16 protein-coding genes are annotated in these 15,359 nt (G+C 73.4%); 8 read left to right on the plus strand and 8 right to left on the minus strand.

Annotated elements, in window-relative coordinates; translation table 11 throughout:
• The first annotated feature begins 56 nt into the window (after positions 1-56).
• The 5 genes from IE096_RS08560 to IE096_RS08580 are packed head-to-tail and all read left to right on the plus strand — an operon-like array spanning position 57 to position 5,391.
• Entirely contained in the window at positions 57-2,195 is a 2,139-nt protein-coding gene (locus tag IE096_RS08560; protein ID WP_189450249.1) for an MMPL family transporter, read from the plus strand.
• Complete coding sequence (locus IE096_RS08565) at positions 2,192-2,764, plus strand: hypothetical protein (RefSeq protein WP_189450251.1); 573 nt, start codon at positions 2,192-2,194, stop codon at positions 2,762-2,764. Before IE096_RS08560 ends, IE096_RS08565 begins: the two co-directional genes overlap by 4 nt.
• Positions 2,761-3,861 (plus strand): 3-oxoacyl-ACP synthase III family protein, encoded by a 1,101-nt coding sequence (locus IE096_RS08570; protein WP_189450252.1) that lies wholly within the window; start codon positions 2,761-2,763, stop codon positions 3,859-3,861. The genes IE096_RS08565 and IE096_RS08570 overlap by 4 nt, the downstream gene beginning before the upstream one ends.
• Before the next feature lie 46 nt (positions 3,862-3,907).
• Positions 3,908-4,162, plus strand: a complete 255-nt coding sequence (locus IE096_RS08575) for a phosphopantetheine-binding protein (RefSeq protein WP_189450255.1) — start codon at positions 3,908-3,910, stop codon at positions 4,160-4,162.
• On the plus strand, positions 4,159-5,391 hold the full coding sequence (locus IE096_RS08580) for a beta-ketoacyl-[acyl-carrier-protein] synthase family protein (RefSeq protein ID WP_189450258.1): 1,233 nt from the start codon (positions 4,159-4,161) through the stop codon (positions 5,389-5,391). The genes IE096_RS08575 and IE096_RS08580 overlap by 4 nt, the downstream gene beginning before the upstream one ends.
• A 35-nt stretch (positions 5,392-5,426) precedes the next feature.
• Here IE096_RS08580 and IE096_RS08585 read toward each other — a convergent pair whose 3' ends face one another.
• On the minus strand, positions 5,427-6,479 hold the full coding sequence (locus tag IE096_RS08585) for a helix-turn-helix transcriptional regulator (protein WP_189450260.1): 1,053 nt from the start codon (positions 6,477-6,479) through the stop codon (positions 5,427-5,429).
• 224 nt (positions 6,480-6,703) lie between these two features.
• Between IE096_RS08585 and IE096_RS08590 the strand changes: the two genes are divergently transcribed.
• Positions 6,704-7,705, plus strand: coding sequence for a hypothetical protein (locus tag IE096_RS08590; protein WP_189450262.1), 1,002 nt, complete (start codon positions 6,704-6,706; stop codon positions 7,703-7,705).
• 63 nt (positions 7,706-7,768) lie between these two features.
• On the opposite strand, the gene IE096_RS08595 is transcribed toward IE096_RS08590, so the two are convergent.
• The gene (locus IE096_RS08595) at positions 7,769-8,482 is read right to left on the minus strand and encodes a VIT1/CCC1 transporter family protein (RefSeq protein WP_229820052.1); all 714 of its coding nucleotides are present in this window, start codon (positions 8,480-8,482) and stop codon (positions 7,769-7,771) included.
• Between the two features lie 115 nt (positions 8,483-8,597).
• Between IE096_RS08595 and IE096_RS08600 the strand changes: the two genes are divergently transcribed.
• Positions 8,598-9,395 (plus strand): hypothetical protein, encoded by a 798-nt coding sequence (locus tag IE096_RS08600; RefSeq protein ID WP_189450267.1) that lies wholly within the window; start codon positions 8,598-8,600, stop codon positions 9,393-9,395.
• A gap of 50 nt (positions 9,396-9,445) precedes the next feature.
• On the opposite strand, the gene IE096_RS08605 is transcribed toward IE096_RS08600, so the two are convergent.
• From IE096_RS08605 to IE096_RS08620, 4 genes are all read right to left on the minus strand, one after another.
• A complete protein-coding gene (locus tag IE096_RS08605; RefSeq protein ID WP_189450269.1) occupies positions 9,446-9,925 on the minus strand; it encodes a hypothetical protein in 480 nt (159 codons plus the stop codon).
• A gap of 191 nt (positions 9,926-10,116) precedes the next feature.
• Entirely contained in the window at positions 10,117-10,335 is a 219-nt protein-coding gene (locus IE096_RS08610) for a hypothetical protein (RefSeq protein ID WP_189450271.1), read from the minus strand.
• Positions 10,332-11,138: a MerR family transcriptional regulator gene (locus IE096_RS08615; protein ID WP_189450273.1), complete on the minus strand. Its 807-nt coding sequence runs from the start codon at positions 11,136-11,138 to the stop codon at positions 10,332-10,334. The genes IE096_RS08610 and IE096_RS08615 overlap by 4 nt, the downstream gene beginning before the upstream one ends.
• A 66-nt stretch (positions 11,139-11,204) precedes the next feature.
• A complete protein-coding gene (locus IE096_RS08620; protein WP_229820053.1) occupies positions 11,205-12,353 on the minus strand; it encodes a baeRF3 domain-containing protein in 1,149 nt (382 codons plus the stop codon).
• A 198-nt stretch (positions 12,354-12,551) separates the two neighbouring features.
• On the opposite strand from IE096_RS08620, the gene IE096_RS08625 reads away from it, so the two are divergent.
• Positions 12,552-13,745 carry a serine hydrolase domain-containing protein gene (locus IE096_RS08625; RefSeq protein ID WP_189450277.1) on the plus strand — a complete coding sequence of 398 codons (1,194 nt, stop codon included), beginning with the start codon at positions 12,552-12,554 and terminating at the stop codon, positions 13,743-13,745.
• A 60-nt stretch (positions 13,746-13,805) separates the two neighbouring features.
• On the opposite strand, the gene IE096_RS08630 is transcribed toward IE096_RS08625, so the two are convergent.
• Together IE096_RS08630 and IE096_RS08635 are read right to left on the minus strand one after the other, a co-directional pair.
• Entirely contained in the window at positions 13,806-14,393 is a 588-nt protein-coding gene (locus IE096_RS08630; protein WP_189450280.1) for a hypothetical protein, read from the minus strand.
• An 89-nt stretch (positions 14,394-14,482) separates the two neighbouring features.
• A complete protein-coding gene (locus IE096_RS08635) occupies positions 14,483-15,223 on the minus strand; it encodes a polysaccharide deacetylase family protein (protein WP_189450282.1) in 741 nt (246 codons plus the stop codon).
• Positions 15,224-15,359: the final 136 nt, after the last annotated feature.

The following is a 15,359-nucleotide window of genomic DNA, read 5'->3' on the forward strand; positions in this document are numbered from 1 at the left end:
TTGCGACACAGTGCCCTTCTTTATTGCTATTTGATGATGCGAAGGAGGCGAATTACGTGACATGGCCACGAGCCCGCGGGAACCGGTGGCACGTACTGGCGTGGGCCGTTCTCGCGCTGGCCGCGTGCCTCGCCCTCCCCGCCGGGCTCGGTCATCTGCGCGGCGCCGTACCGGAGTTGCCGGGCAGTTCCTCCGCCCGCGCCGCCGCGCTCGTCGTGCGCGGCATGCCACGGCTCGGCACCGAGCAGCTGGTCCTCGCCTTCGACTCCCCCACCCTGCGCGCCGACGAAGCCCCGTACCGCCGCGCCGTGACGGCCGCCGCCCGGGCCATGGCGGCGGCGCCCGGGGTGGGGCAGGTGCTCACCGTCCCGGACACCCCGCGCGTCGACCCCCACCACGCTTATCTGATCTTCGGGGCCCGGGGCGACGCCGACGCCCGGCAGCGGCTGTTGCCCGTATGGCGCGCCACCGCCCACCACGCCACCGCCACCGCCTCCGGCGGCCGGGTCACCGTCGCGCTGACCGGCGGGACGCCCGTCTTCACCGCCCTGCGCGACGCGGATCTGCGCGACCTGCGGTACGTGGAGGCCGTGACCGTACCGGCCGCCCTGCTGCTGCTCGTCCTGGGGCTGGGCTCGGCGGGATCCGCCCTGGTGCCGTTGGCGGCGGCCGGGTTGGGAGTCCTCGTGAGCGCCGGGTCGCTCGCCGCCCTCGCCTTCCTGCTGCCCGTCGACAGCATGGCGCTGACCGTCGCCACCACCGTGGGCTTCGGTCTCGGCCTCGACTACACCCTGCTGGTCCTGCTCCACTACCGCCGTCACCGCGACCACGGTCTCGCCCCGCGCGCGGCGGCCGACCTCGCGCGGGCGACGGCGGGGCGGGCGGTGCTGTGGTGCGCGGCGGCGGTGCTCGTCACCAGCGCGGCCCTGCTGACCGTACCGCTGGCCTTCGTCCGCACGATGGCGCTGGCCACCGGTCTCTCCACCGTGGTCACCGCGGCCGTGGCGACCACGGCCCTGCCCGCCGTCCTGCCCCGCCTGGACCGGCTGCCGGCTTGGGGCCGGGTCCGGCGCGGGCGCCCCCGGCGGGGGCGCTGGGAGCGCTGGGCCGAGCACATGATGCGCCGCCCCTGGCCGTATCTCCTCGGCGCCGTCGCCGTCCTCGCCCTCGCCGCCGTGCCCGCGGGCGACCTGCGGCTCGGACTGCGGATGGACCGCGCGGCGATCGCCCACAGCGCGGCGGGAGCCGGCCTGGCCCGGCTGGAACGGGACGGGCTGGCCGACATCACCCTGCTCGCCCTCCCCCACCGCGCCGGAGCGGACCCCTTGGACACCACCACCCTGGTCGACGCGCTGCACCACGACCCACGCGTCACCACCGTCGGCGCCGTGGACAACGGGCGCGACCTGACGGTCGTCACCGTCACCGACCGCCTCCCCGTGGACAGCGCCGGGGCCCGCCGGCTCGTCCATGACATCCGGTCACTCGCCACCCGCACCCTGCCGCCGGGCCAACCGGTGTACACCGGCGGTCCCGCCGCCACCCTGGCCGACTTCGTCGGCGCGCTCCGCTCCGCCCTGTGGCAGGTCGGCGCGCTCGCCCTCGCGGGCTCGCTCCTGGTGATGCTGGTGGCCTTCCGCAGCCTGCTCGTCCCGGTCAAGGCCCTGGCCATGAACGCCCTGTCGACGGCGGCCGCCTTCGGGCTGCTCGCCTCGCTCACCCGGAACACGGCGGGAACGGTCAACCTCGCGGTGCCGCTGCTGGCCCTGACGATCGTCTTCGGGCTGTCCCTGGACTACGAGGTCTTCCTCGTCCACCGCATCACCGCCCACTACCGCGCGGACGGCGACTGCCGCCGGGCCGTGGCGCGCGGGCTGAGCGAGACCGCCCGTCCCATCACGCTCGCGGCGGCCACCATGGCCGTCGTCTTCGCCGGACTCATGGCCACCCACCGCCAGGACTTCCGCCAGACCGGCTTCCTCGTCGCCACCGCCGTGCTCCTGGACGTCACGCTGATCCGCCTGGTGGTCGTACCGGCACTCATGCGGTTGCTCGGCCATCGCAACTGGTGGCTGCCGCGACCGCTGCGCCGGCTGCTGCCCCCGTTCCCCGCCGCCGCACTGCCCCCGCAACGACCGGCCCCGCCCGAGCCGGTGGCCACCTCGCCCGCCCACCCCCAAGGAGACCCCTTGTGACCCCGCCACTCCTCCGCCCGCTCAGGACCGCCGTCGCGGCTCTGCTCGCGTCGACGGCCCTCGCCACCGCCCCGGCCCCCGCGACCGCCGCCCCCACCGACCTGCGCACCGTGCTGCGCTGCCGCGTCGCGACGGCCACCGAACGGCCGATCACGTTCTCCCCCGAACTCACCCTCCAGCCCCGGACCATCCGGGTCACCGGCACCTTCCGCGTGACCCACTGCAGCTCACCGGACGGCTCCGAACCACGGCTGCGCGGCGGGATGGCGATGGTCCAGGGCAATGCCCTGGCCAGTTGCACCGGTGCCTCGCGGATCACCGGTTCCGGCAGGATCGTCTGGTACGACAGCGCGGGTCGCCACGCGGGCGTCTCCCGTTTCCGGCCGCTCCGGGACACGGTGAACGGCCACAACCCCGGCGACGCCTTCCTCGGCGGCGTCGTCACCAGCGGGCCGCTCACCGGGGCGTACCTGTCGGGCAAGGCCACCCCCACCAGTGACGTGAGCCAGTGCGCCGGCCTGGGCCTGCGCACGGTGTACGGCACGGGCAGGCTCAGGTTCCTGCGATGAGCCACGACGGCGCCGTCCCGCCATCCCCCGGCCTTCCCCGCCACAGCGCGCTCTCCCAGGTCGCCGTCCACACGCCGCCCGGCCGCCAGACCGGCGAGGAGATCGAGGACGACATCCGGGCCCGCAACCCGGGCATCCGGCTCCTCCCCGGGCTGCTGCGGCAGATGTACGGCTTCGAGGAGCGCCGCGTGGCACCCGCCGGCACCTGGCCCTCCGACCTGGCCGCGGCGGCGGGGCGCCGCGCCCTGGAGCGGGCGGGACTCGGTCCGGACGCCGTCGACCTGCTGGTCTTCGCCTCCGCGAGCGAGGACGTGGAGGAACCGGCCACGGCCCACATCGTCGCCCACAAGCTGGGCATCACCGCGCCGGTCTTCGACATCCAGAACGCCTGCAACGGCGTCCTCAACGCCGTCGAGATCGCCGACGCCCTGATCCGGGCAGGCCGCTACGACCGCGTGCTCATCACCACCGGGGAGCTCGGCAGCGCCCTGTCCCGGCTCCCGGCGCGGCACCAGGACGAACTCGCCGCGCTCCTCCCCGCATACACCCTCGGCGACCTGGGCGCCGCCCTCCTCCTGGAGGCGAGCGACCACCCCGGAGTGCTCGGAGCGGCCTTCCACGCCAACTCCGCCGGCTGGCGGGCCGCGACCGTCACCAATCCGTACTACACCCCCCGGTTCGGCTCGCAGTCCGCACGCTTCGACTCCCACGCCCTGGCCGCCTCCTTCACCGGCATGGAAGGGGCGGCGTTCGACGCCCTCCACGCCATCGGCCGCACGACGGGCGACATTCACCTCTGCTGCGTCCACCAGGCATCGGTCCCCTTCACCCACGCCATCCTGGAAGCCCTCGGCGTTCCCGGTGACAGAGCCGTCTCCACCTTCCCCCGCTACGGCAACGTCGCCACCGCGACCCTGCCGCTGCAACTCGTCGAGGCCGAGCGGCGGGGCATGCTGCGCCCCGGCGACCTGGTGGCCCTGTTCGGGCTGGCCAGCGGCGCCTCCTTCGGAATGCTCCTCATGGCCTGGCACCCGTCCGGAACACCGAGGCCACCCGCCCAGCGGACGTGGCAGCACACCACCTCCCTCGTGCCCTGACCGGCGGAAACGTCCACGACCGAACCGAAAGGAAAGGAAACACACCATGACCGACACCTACGCCGTCATCCACTCCATCCTGACCACGACCTTCCGGGTGCCGGACCACGAGATCGGGCCCCAGGTCACCCTGGAGCAGCTCCAGTTGGACTCCCTAGCGCTCGCCGAGCTCGCCCTCCTCCTCGAGGAGCGGATCGGGGTGAAGCTCGACAGCGAGCACGCCACCCGCTTCACCACGCTCGCCGAGATCACCGACCACCTGGACGCCCTGCGGCGCGGGGAGGCGGTGGGAGCCCCGTGAACCCGCCGGGACCACCGGTCGCCGTCACCGGCCTCGGCCTGGTCACCCCGGCCGGGGACGGTGTCGACGCCACGTGGGAGGCCGTCCTCGACGGCCGGGGCACGGCGGCCCGCGACCCCCTGCTCGACGGCCTCCCCATGGACTTCTCCTGCCGCGTGCCCCTCGGCGAGGACGACCTCGACCGTCGCGTCGGGCGGACGTCCTGGCGCATGGGCAGGCCGGCGAAGCTCGCCGTCCTGGCCGCCCGCGAGGCGGTGCGGGACGCCGGGCTGGACCCGGCCGCGTGGGACGGTTCCCGCGTCGCCACCGTCATGGGGTGCGGCATGGGCAACATGGAGCAGGTCGAGGAGCAGTACCGGCGTCTGGGCCGGCGCGGCCCCGACGCCGTCTCGCCGCTCGCCATCCCCATGATCATCCCCAATCTCGGCGCCGGCGAGGTCTCCATCGACCTCAAGGCCCGGGGGCCGAACCTCGCCCCGGCGACCGCCTGCGCCTCCGGCGCCACCGCCATCGCCGTGGCACGCGACCTGCTGGTCTCGGGCGCGTGCGACGTGGCGGTGGCCGGGGGCGTGGAGGCGGCCATCAGCCGTCTTTCGACAACCGGATTCCGCAACATGGGCGCCCTGTCCGGACGGACCGACGCGCCCGGCGAGGCGTCCCGTCCGTTCGCGCCCGACCGGGACGGCTTCGTGATGGCCGAGGGCGCCGGCGTCCTCGTCCTGGAGCGCGTCGGGGACGCCGCCGCGCGCGGCGCCCGTCCCCGTGCCCTGCTCACCGGCTGCGGCAGCGCCTCGGACGCCCACCACCCCACCGCGCCGCCCGAGGGGGCCCCCGGCGCGGAGGCCGCCCTGCGCACCGCGCTCGGCGGGGCCGGGCTCGCGTCGTACGAGATCGACCACGTGAACGCGCACGGCACGTCCACCCCGCTCAACGACGCCACGGAGGCGGCGTTGATCGCCCGGGTCCTGCCGCACCGGCCCAGCGTCACCGCGCCCAAGGGCGTCCTCGGCCACACCCTCGGCGCGGCCGGGGCGATCGAGGCGGCGCTGACGGTCCTGACGATCCAGCACCGCCTCGTACCGCCGATCGCCAACCTCACGGCGCCCGCACCGGAGTTCGACATCGACTGCGTGACCAAGCAGCCACGCCGTCAGGACGTCCGCGCGGCCGTCAGCCACTCCTTCGGCTTCGGCGGCCACAACGTCGTCCTGGTGCTCACGGCCCCCTGAGCGCCCGTCACACTCGGAGCGTCACACCCCGCACGTCACGCTCCGAGTGTGGCGAGCAGTTCGTCCCGGCCGCTCACCCCGGTCTTGCGGAACACCGCCTTCACATGCGTGTTGACCGTGTGGAGGGACACGCTCAGGCTGCGGGCGATCTGCTTGGGCGCCGCGCCGGAGTGCAGGTGCTGGACGATCTGGCGTTCGCGGGCGGTGAGGCCGTGCCAGGCCGAGAACACGGGCAGCAGCAGGTCACCGGTGGCCTCCTGGAGGATCACCGCGACATCGCCCGTACCGTCGGCGTCGAGTGGCTGCGCGTGCACGGCGACCCTGCGGCCGAGAAACGCGGCGGGACTGCAGGCGACCGGGGCGGGAGCGCTCGGATCGATCAGGTGGCGCCGCGCGGCGAGGGTGATCTCACGCATCGACACCATCGGCATCCACTCCGGTGCCATGCCGTGCGCCGGATCGATCTCCCCCAGCCACGCCCGCGCCTCGGGGGTGAGGGAACGCACCTCGTTGTCGGCGCCGACGATGACGACTCCGGCCGGCAGATACGGCCGGGCGGTACGGGGTTCACCGGCGGTGGCGTACCGGCGCAGCAAGGTGATCAGGGGTGAGGAGATCCGGGAGAGCCGCTCGGCGTCGTCGGGGCCGAAGGCCCTGCCGCCCTCCGACCTCAGCAGGGACAGCAGGCCCCACAGGCCCCGGCCGTCCCGGAGGAACAACCGCAGCTCGCAGCCGGCGCCGTGCGCCGTCAGGATCTCCAGGGCACGTCGGCGCCCGGGCGACCTCGGTGGGGGCGCTTGATCAGGGCGCTCGTCCCCGCCGATCAGGCCCACGGGCGCCGGCAGCCGGGCGACGTCGACCGGGCTGAAGGGGTCGTCACCCAGATAGGACTCGTACAACTGGTCCCGGACGAGACCGGGGCTGAACGTGTGCAGGAACCCGAACGAGACCGCTCCGGTGACCGGGTTCATCCCGAACAGCCGCAACCCGTCGTGCGCCACGCAGGGGCCGATCGCCCGCGAGACCAGCTCGGCCAGTTCGTCGCGGACGAACCGCTCCCCCGCCGCCGCTTCCAGGCGGCGTGCCACCTGGGACACATCTCCGCGCACCGGTTTTACCGCCAACCGACGTCTTCCCTCCGGCCTTCAGCATGCCGGGGCGCGGGGAGGGCGGGAAACCGGCGGTCCACTGAGCGGACCATGACGTGCCGCATAGCGACGGGCCCGGGGCGCGCCCAGTCCCCAATTCTCGGGATTACGGGAGGAACGACGGCCGGGCGACAGTCAGGTGTCCGGAACAGAAGGAGGAGACCATGCGAAGCGTCATGCGCGGCCCGGCGAGATCGAAACGCTTGTTCGCCCTGCTCACGGCCCTGCTGGCCCTGGCCGGGGCCCAGCTCGGCGGCTCCGCCACGGCGGCCGACCGCGCTCCCGTCGCGCGGGCTTCCGCGCAGGGGCGGTCCGCCGAGGTCGCGAGGTACCACGACGCGAGCGGCCGCGTCACCGTCGCCGTCTTCAGTGAACTCGCGCAGCCGCCCCAGGAGGTGTGGACCGACCACCGGGTGCAGGTCACCGACCCCTCGATGATCGCGATCGGGGGCGGCGCGACGGGGGCGGAGTACCCCTACGGCGCCTACCTGACCGCCTCGTACCCCAGCAACGACCTCTCCTCGTGGATCGTGTCGTCCAAGGACCACAACGGCAGGCGACAGCCGCACGAGCTCAACGGCTACGCGATCGGCCTGAAGATCGAGGGCGTGGACAGGGACCAGTTGCGCGCCTGGATCAACTCGTGCAGCACCTCCCGGCCCAGCGGTGCTCCCGCCCCCGCCCCGCAGGCGACCGCCGGCATCAACTCGGACCGGTGCGTGCTGCTCGGCGGCGGCTTCAAGGTGGACTGGCTGGGGAAGGGCAACATCGCCACCGCCTCGTACCCGGCCATGGCGTCGTCGTCCTCCTCGGGCTCGACGTGGACGGTCCGGTCGAAGGACCACATGGTCGACGATCCGGCCAGGATCACCAGTTACGCGATGGGCATCCCGAAGTCGCTCCCGGTCGGCACCGTGCTCTCCCGTGCCTTCTCCGGGTCGGGAGGCGCCGCGCAGCACCCCACCGCCACGGCGCAGGTGGACGACGGATGGTCGCTGACCGGCGCCGGCGCGCGGGTCTTCTACCACGCCGACGGCAGCCTGCTGTGGAACCTCCAGCCGGTCGTCAACGACACCCAGCAGTACGTGACCGCGGCGTCGAAGGACCACGACAGTACCGACGCGGCGTCGATCGTGGCGTGGGCGATCGCCATCCGGCTCGTATGACCCGTAGGGACCGGGGCCGCGCGCCGAGCCGGCGCCCTCGGGGGCGGCTCGGCGCGCGGCGCGTCAGACGGTCGAGCCCAGCAGGGTGCCGACCCCGTAGGTCACCGCCATGGCCAGCGCCCCGCCGATCACATTGCGCAGCGCCGCCGGGCCGATGGTGGCGCCGCCGAGCCGGGCGCCCGCCCAGCCGGTGGCGACGAGGGTGGCGAGGACGGACAGGACGGTCACCGGGAGCCGCCAGTCGGCCGGCGGCAGGACGATCAGCAGCAGGGGCAGCAGCGCACCGGCGGTGAAGGAGAGGAAGCTGGCCACGGCCGCGGCCCAGGGATTGGTGAGGTCGTCCGGGTCGATGCCGAGCTCCACGCGCGCGTGCGCCCGCAGCGCGTCGTTCCCGCTGAGTTCCCGGGCGGCGGCCTGGGCCACGCCATGGCTCAGGCCGCGCCGCTCCAGCGCGGCGGTCAGCGCCGCGAACCCGGCGCGGGGATGCGCGCGCAGCTCCTTCTCCTCCAGCTCCAGCGCCGCCCGCTGCGCGTCGCGCTGGGCGCAGACGGACACGTACTCGCCGGCGGCCATCGAGAGCGAACCGGCCAGCAGCCCCGCCAGCCCGGCGGTCAGCAGGGTGCCCCGTTCCTCGGTCGCGCCGGCGATGCCGACGACGAGTCCGGCGGTGGACACCACCCCGTCGTTGGCGCCGAGGACAGCGGCACGCAGCCAGTTGAGCCGTCCTTCGGTGGCCTGGACGGGCCCGGCGTGGTGCGGCGGGTCATGATCGCTCACGGGGCAAGGATCCCGTCGGGCCGGGCGGGGCCGGCGCACGGCGCGCCGGAGCCCGAATTTCCTGTGATTGTCAGCCAGTTGGCGCGCATTCTCCCTCTGTGACATAAAGGGTGACATGGCGGATACGTTCAGGAACGCCGAGGCCGAAATCAAGATCATCCTTGCGGGTGGGACGGCGGAGGACGCGCGCCGGGCCCTGGGGCTGGAACCCGGGAACGGCAAACACCTCGGCATCCACTTCTGGGACGCCCCCCGGGAGGACGGCGCGGGCATCCGCCTCCCCCTGGCGGAGGCCGGGGTCATCATCCGGCTGCGCAGGCCGGACAGGGGTGGCAGGGGAGACAAGGGCGGCAAGGGGGACAAGAGCGATCTCACGGCGAAGCTCCGGCCGTGCGACCCGGCCGCTCTGCCCGCGAAATGGCGCGAGAACCGCGGCGGCAAGGGGTGGGAGTTCAAGGTCGAGGAGGACTGGAGCGGCAGCGACCGCGTCTGGTCGGCCTCGCTCAAGGTGGACGGGACCTTCGAGCCGCCCGCCCCCGGCGAGGGGAAGGGGCCCGCCGCCTGGCCGCCCCCGCTCACCCCCGACCAGCGCGACCTGCTGGCGCACGCCGGGATCACCGACGACGGCCTGCGGGACGCCGTCGCCCTCGGCCCGGTGAGGGCCGTCAGGTGGAAGCTCTCGCGGCCGGACCTGGCCCGGCCGCTCACCGCCGAGTTCTGGAGCGTCGACGACGACGGCCCGTGCTTCCTCGAACTGTCCCTGCGCGCCCCGCACGCCGACGCCCCGGGCGCCCAGGAGCTGCTGGAGCGCATCGTGCTGGAGCAGGGCCTCCGGCCCGCTCCACGGCAGGCGTCGAAGACCCAGACGGTCATGACCGAGCTCGCCCGGAACCATCTGCGCGGGGCGGTGTGACACGTCCGGCGGCCGCGAGGCGACCGCCGGATCGATGTCTGCGGCGGCCGTCAGTGAGCCGTGCGGGTGTTCCAGATCGCCTGGCTGCCGTCGTAGATCACGACATTGCCGTCGTCCTGGACGGCCAGGCGCGACCCGGGGTGCCCGGCGGTGCCCGAGGCCCAGACGGCCCTGCCCGAGCGGGTGTAGACGACGAAGTTTCCGTCCTCCTGGAACGCCGCCCGCCAGCCGCTGTTGACGGTGTTGGAGGCCCAGCGGGCCCGGTTGAACTCGTCGTAGACGACGAGGTTGCCGTCGGACTGCATGACCAGCCGGGCGGTGTCGGACGACACCGACTGGTCTCTCTCCAGGACGAACGGGGCGTAGCGAATTTCCGTCGACATGGCTGTGGACGCGCTCGTCCGGGTCGCGCCGGTCGTCGAGGAGGTGTGATCGAGGGTGGCCGCGCCGGCCTGGCCGCCGAGGGTGACGGCCATCAGTGCCGCGGCCGCGAGCGTCGTTGCGGTCTTCTTCGCGGTCTTCTTCCCCACGAAAGGATCCCTTCGTCGAGTTGCTCTTCCACCGGTGCCCCCGGGTGAAGGCGGGCGGAAAGGAACTCTCGCAGCTTCCCCCGTCACGGAGGACCGCTCGGTTCCCGTATGACGGGTTCACACCGACCTTTGGCCAAGGAACTCGCGTTCGATGCTTTTTCGCCGGTGAAAAGCCACGCGCTTGGCGGGAACTAGAGCGGGCGATCCTGAAATGATGTGGTCCTGCTGGAGCGGCGCCACAGGAAGTTGACGGCGGCGTGGACGGCGAACGCCACCGGCAAGGCCGGGAGGACCTCCCAGGGGACCACGCCGAACGCCGCCAGCGAGGCGAGGACCGGGACGGCCAGCGCGGTGGGGAACGTCTCGATCAGTGCGAGGCGGACACGGGTACGGATACGGCGGTGGCTCACGGCCGGGCTCCTTCGACGGAAGAGGGCGGAAGAGGGCGGGGGGAATCGACGCGGGCGGCGTCCAGGTAGTCGGCCAGTTCCCGCCACTCATCGGCCGGGGCGTCCGGCCCACCGGACATCGCGGCCGGGTCGTCACGCCACGCCGCCCGCACGCCGGTGGAGATCCCCGCGTCGCCGCCGGTGAACAGCGTGCTCAGCTCGTCCATGCGCGCCACCAGGCGCCGGACCTTCGGATCGGTGGGCGGGATCCCGGCCGTACGGAGCCGGTCGGCCCGGCGGTAGAGCTCCGGCCATTCGATCCGCAGCAGGTAGTGCGCCGCGGGTCCCAGGGCGGCGGCGCGCGTCTCCAGCACCCGCATCCGGTCGTCGTCCAGGTGGCGGCGCAGCGTTCGTTCGCCGTCCGGACCGGTGCCGCCGATGGCGTGCAGGGCGTCGAGCAGCATGCCGGTGGTCGGGTACCGGTCGGACGCGAGGCTGTCGCCGAGGCGGCGCAGCCGTTGCCGCAGGACGTCGAGCGCGGCGATGGATTCCTCGACCTTCGCCAGGTGGTCCCGGACCAGCCGTCCGGGGTCCACTCCGGCGTCGAGGCAGACGGCGATGGTGTCCAGGCCCAGCCCGAGGCCGCGCAGGGCGAGCACCTGGTAGAGCCGGACGAGGTCGTCCTCGGTGTACTCCCTGTGCCCGCCGGCGGTGCGCCGGGAGGGGCTGAGCAGGCCGATGGTGTCCCAGTGGTGGAGCGTCCGGACGGTCAGCCCGCTGGCCTCGGCGAGCGGACCGACCTTCCAGGTCGTGGAAGCGGTCATGGGGACAACGATGCATCCTCACGTGACGTGAGGTTCAAGCCGGGATCCGGACTGCCGGCGGAGCGCTCAGTAGCGCAGCACCGCCGCCAGCCGGTCCTCCTCGGCCAGGGTGTCGTCCCGGACGAACTCGACGTCCGCTCCGTTGTCCAGCGCCGCCTCGACGATCTCGTCGACGACGTCCTCGCGGATGGCGGGGTCCGCCGTCAGCGGCTCGGCGGGCTCCTCCAGGCGCACCGGGTGGCCGCCGTTTCCGTCGACGCGGGCGGTGATCTGGTAGTGGTCCTCGACCGCGAGGAGCGCCACCCGGCCCTGGCGGACGGTCTGCCAGATCTCGTCCAGCCCGGAGGTGAAGCGCTTCTGGCCGCGCGCGTCGCTGAGGCGGCGCAGCACCTCCCCCTGCCGTGCGGCGCGGCGCTCCTCGAACGCCGGGCGCAGTACCTCGGCCAGCGCGTGCGCGGACAGACCGATCGCGCCGCCCTGCTCGGTCCGGGCGGTGATCACACCGGGCTTGGGGCACAGCTTCTCGAACAGGGCGATCTGCTCGCGCAGCCCCACGACGTACAACGGCCGGGGCTCGCGGTCCAGCACGGGCATGAGGGCCCCGACGACGGAGCGCGTGTACTGGCGCTCGCGCTCCACGTGGGCCTCCTCGCGCGCGGTCGTGGCATGGCTGCCGACCTTGTCGAAGTTCGCGCCGGGCAGGGCGTCCTCGTGGTCGGGAAGGGAGGGGCGGACGGGGAAGCCGTTGCCGATGGTCTCCACGAGGTGGTCCCCGGCGCCGTCCCACAGCCGGGTCTCGGACTCGGAGAGCACCAGCACCCAGTACGGCTCCTCGGAGAGCCGGGCCGCGACCAGGTTGCGGGTGAGGAAGGTGTCCGAGACCACGACGCGCTGCGGCACGGTGCGCGGCAGGTACCAGACCTGGTGCTCGCCCGGCGCGGCCAGGATGAGCAGGCCGTCGCTGGAGTGGGCGAGGTCGACCTCCCTGACCGCCGCGTCGATCTGCGCCTCGACGTCGATGCGCGCCGACCGGCTCGCCTTCGGGTCGTCGGCGAGCCGCCGCTTGGCCTCCGCGACCGTGTTGCGCAGCCTGACCTGGTCCTCGGTGCTGGTCGGGGCACGGCGCGTGGTCGGCAGGAGCAGTGACACGGCCGGGTACGGGCGCTCACGGCGCAGGTCGCGGAGCGTCTCGTCGGTCAGCTCGCCGATGTCCATCAAGGTCCTCCTCGGGCCTGCGGGGTGTCTTCCAGCTCACCAGAGGCACGGCCGAACGGCCAATCGAGCGGGTCCACCCGGTGCACGGTCGCGGTGCGCCTACCCGTGCGGGGGCCGTCCACCCGTGCGGGTTCCCCGTACGGATGACTTCCCCCGCTCGTCCGACGGGCGGATCGTGGGTCGCGGTAGCGAAGAGTCATGACGAAGCGCACCGTCCGCGGCGTTCTGCCGGCCCTGCTCGCCGCCGTGGCGCTGATCGGCGGCGCGTCCGGCCCGTCCGGTGCCCGCTCGTCCGTCCCGCCGGACCGCCGTGCGCACGAGGGGACGCGGGCGGCCATGGAGGCGCTGGTGCGGGCCGGGATGCCCGGCGTCGTCGGCCAGGCGCGCGAGGGGCGCGACGGGGGCGACGGGAGCGACGGGCGCCGCGTCTGGAACGGGTCCGCCGGGACGGCCGAACTCGGGCGGCCACGGGCGCCGCGGGCGCGCGACCGGTTCCGGATCGGCAGCAACACCAAGACGTTCGTCGCCACCGTGATGCTCCAGCTGGAGGCCGAGCACCGGCTCCGGCTCACGGACACCGTGGAGCGCTGGCTGCCGGGCGTGGTGCGCGGCCAGGGCAATGACGGGCGCGCCGTGTCCCTGCGCCGGCTCCTCGACCACACCAGCGGGATCTTCGACTACGCGGCGGACCCCGCCCTCCACAAGCGGCTCTTCGAACGGGACTTCCTCCACCACCGCTTCGACACCTACACCCCACGGCAGTTGGTGCGCACGGCCGTGTCCCATCCGCCGGTCTTCGCGCCCGGCAAGGGCTGGAGCTACTCCAACACCAACTACGTGCTGGCCGGGCTGGTCATCGAGAAGGTCACCGGCCACCCCTACGGCCGGGAGGTCCGCGACCGTGTCCTGCGCCCGCTCGGTCTGCGCGCCACCTCCGTACCGGGCCGGTCGACCGCCCTCCCCCGGCCCTCCGGACGCGGCTACATCCGCTTCCCGGACGAGCCGGGGACGCCGTTCCACGACGTCACCGGCATCAACCCGACGGAGGCGTGGGCCGCCGGCGAGATGATCTCCACCGTCGGCGACCTCAACGCCTTCTACCGGGCGCTGCTGGGCGGCCGGCTCCTGCCCGCCCGCCAGCTCGCGGAGATGCTGACCACGGTGGACACCGGGCTGCGCCCGCCGGCGCGGTACGGGCTGGGCGTCGCCGCGCGGAAGCTGTCGTGCGGGGTGACGGTGTGGGGGCACGACGGCGGGATCCAGGGCGCGGTCTCCCAGGTGAGCAGCGTCCGGGACGCCTCGCACACGGCCGCGTTCGGCGGCAACGCCCTCGGGGTGCCCTTCGACACGCTCGCCCTGGCGGAGGCCGAGTTCTGCGGTGGGGCGCGGTAGCGCCGCGCGCGTCGGGCGTCCCGGGTGTCGAGATGCCCCCGGTGCCGTGGTCGGCGGCTCCTACGCGAAGGCCGGCCAGGACCCGGGATCCACATGGGTGTTCTCGGGTACCTGTGCGTGGGCGTACCAGCCGCCCTGGGTCTCCCAGACCATTTCGGAGCGGTTGGGGGTGAAATCCACGGGGTGCCCCATGGGCCAGGTATCCGGAACCTCCCAGGAACGCACCCACGCGTTGAGTTTCGGCCACCCTTTGCACGGGGTGTCGGCCAATCGCCGGAACACCTTGCCGTCGACGCGGCAGAACGGGAAGAACAGGGCCTCGATCTGGATGACGACCTTTCCCGCACGGTTGGTCCGCGTGCCGCCCGCGAGGTCGTGCACCGCCTTGCTCCGGGACGTCGCGGGGAAGAACTGGGCGAAGGCGCCGGCGAACGGGTCCCAGAGGATGTGCGGCGCCTTTTCCTTCCCGTCGTGGGTGAAGAAGTGCTGGAGGCTGGCGAAGGGCACAAGGTCCAGCGGATTCTCCGCCGTGGCGTTGTCACGGTCCGCCGTGATGTGCGCGATGGCCTTCGGCGGAAAACCCGGGTCGTAAGGGGCGTGGTCACCGAGGTCCATTTTGATGGCTTGCGGCATCCATATCTCGGCCATGGTCCACCTCCTGCCGTCATGGCGTGCCCTTCCAGAGTCGTCCCGTGCGTACCGTCCGGCCACTGGTGGGCCAGCCCGTACCGGGCGTCTCAGCCGCGCACGCGGCAGCGCCGTACGAGCCGCCCCAGGTCGGCGAAGCCGTAGCCGTGGGCGCGGGCGGCGGTGATGATCCTCGGCAGGGCGTCGGCGTCCAGCACGGAGTGGCGCGCGTCCGTGGAGCCGACGTGCATCTGGATGATCGCCCCCGGTGAGAACGCCCGCTCCGCCCGCCGGACGACCATGTCCACCGTCACGCCCCCGTCGGGCCCGCGCCAGCCGGCCGTGTCGTCCACCCACTCGACGACGGGGTACCCGAGCGCGTTGACGTCGCGGACGTTCCGCTCGGTGAACTCGCCGTACGGGAACCGGAAGGCCACGGGCGTACGGCCCGTGGCCCGGCGGATGGCGCGTGCGGACAGGACGGCCTCCCGGCGCTCCTCGGGGAAGGACAGGCCGGGGAACCTCGGGTGACTGTAGGAGTGGCTGCCCACGAGGTGGCGGGCGGCCAGCGCACGGGCCGCCTCGGGGTGGCGATCGGCGAAGTCCCCTGTCAGGAAGAACATGGCGGGCACCCGCTCCCCGCGGAGCACGGCCAGGACGCGGCTGACGCCGTCCTCGTTCCACGCCGCGTTGAAGGTCAGCGCGATGACCTTCCGCTCCGTGGGGACGCGCCGGAGCGCGGGCCCGGAACACCCCGGCCGCCCGCGTTCGCCCGCAGCGCCCGGAGCCGCCACGGCGAGCAGCGTCAGAAGGACGGCCACGATCGCGGGCCACCGACGGGACCAGAACATGTGAACACTCCTCCCGCGCGGAAACCCGGGACGATCTCACGCGATCCGGTGCCGTCCACTCGCACGCCGTGCCGATAGATCGTTTCTCCTTCCCCCGTACGGGCGATACGGCGCGTGCCGTCCCGGCACCGGGGCA

This window comes from Streptomyces abikoensis, assembly GCF_014648775.1.
Lineage (GTDB): Bacteria > Actinomycetota > Actinomycetes > Streptomycetales > Streptomycetaceae > Streptomyces > Streptomyces abikoensis.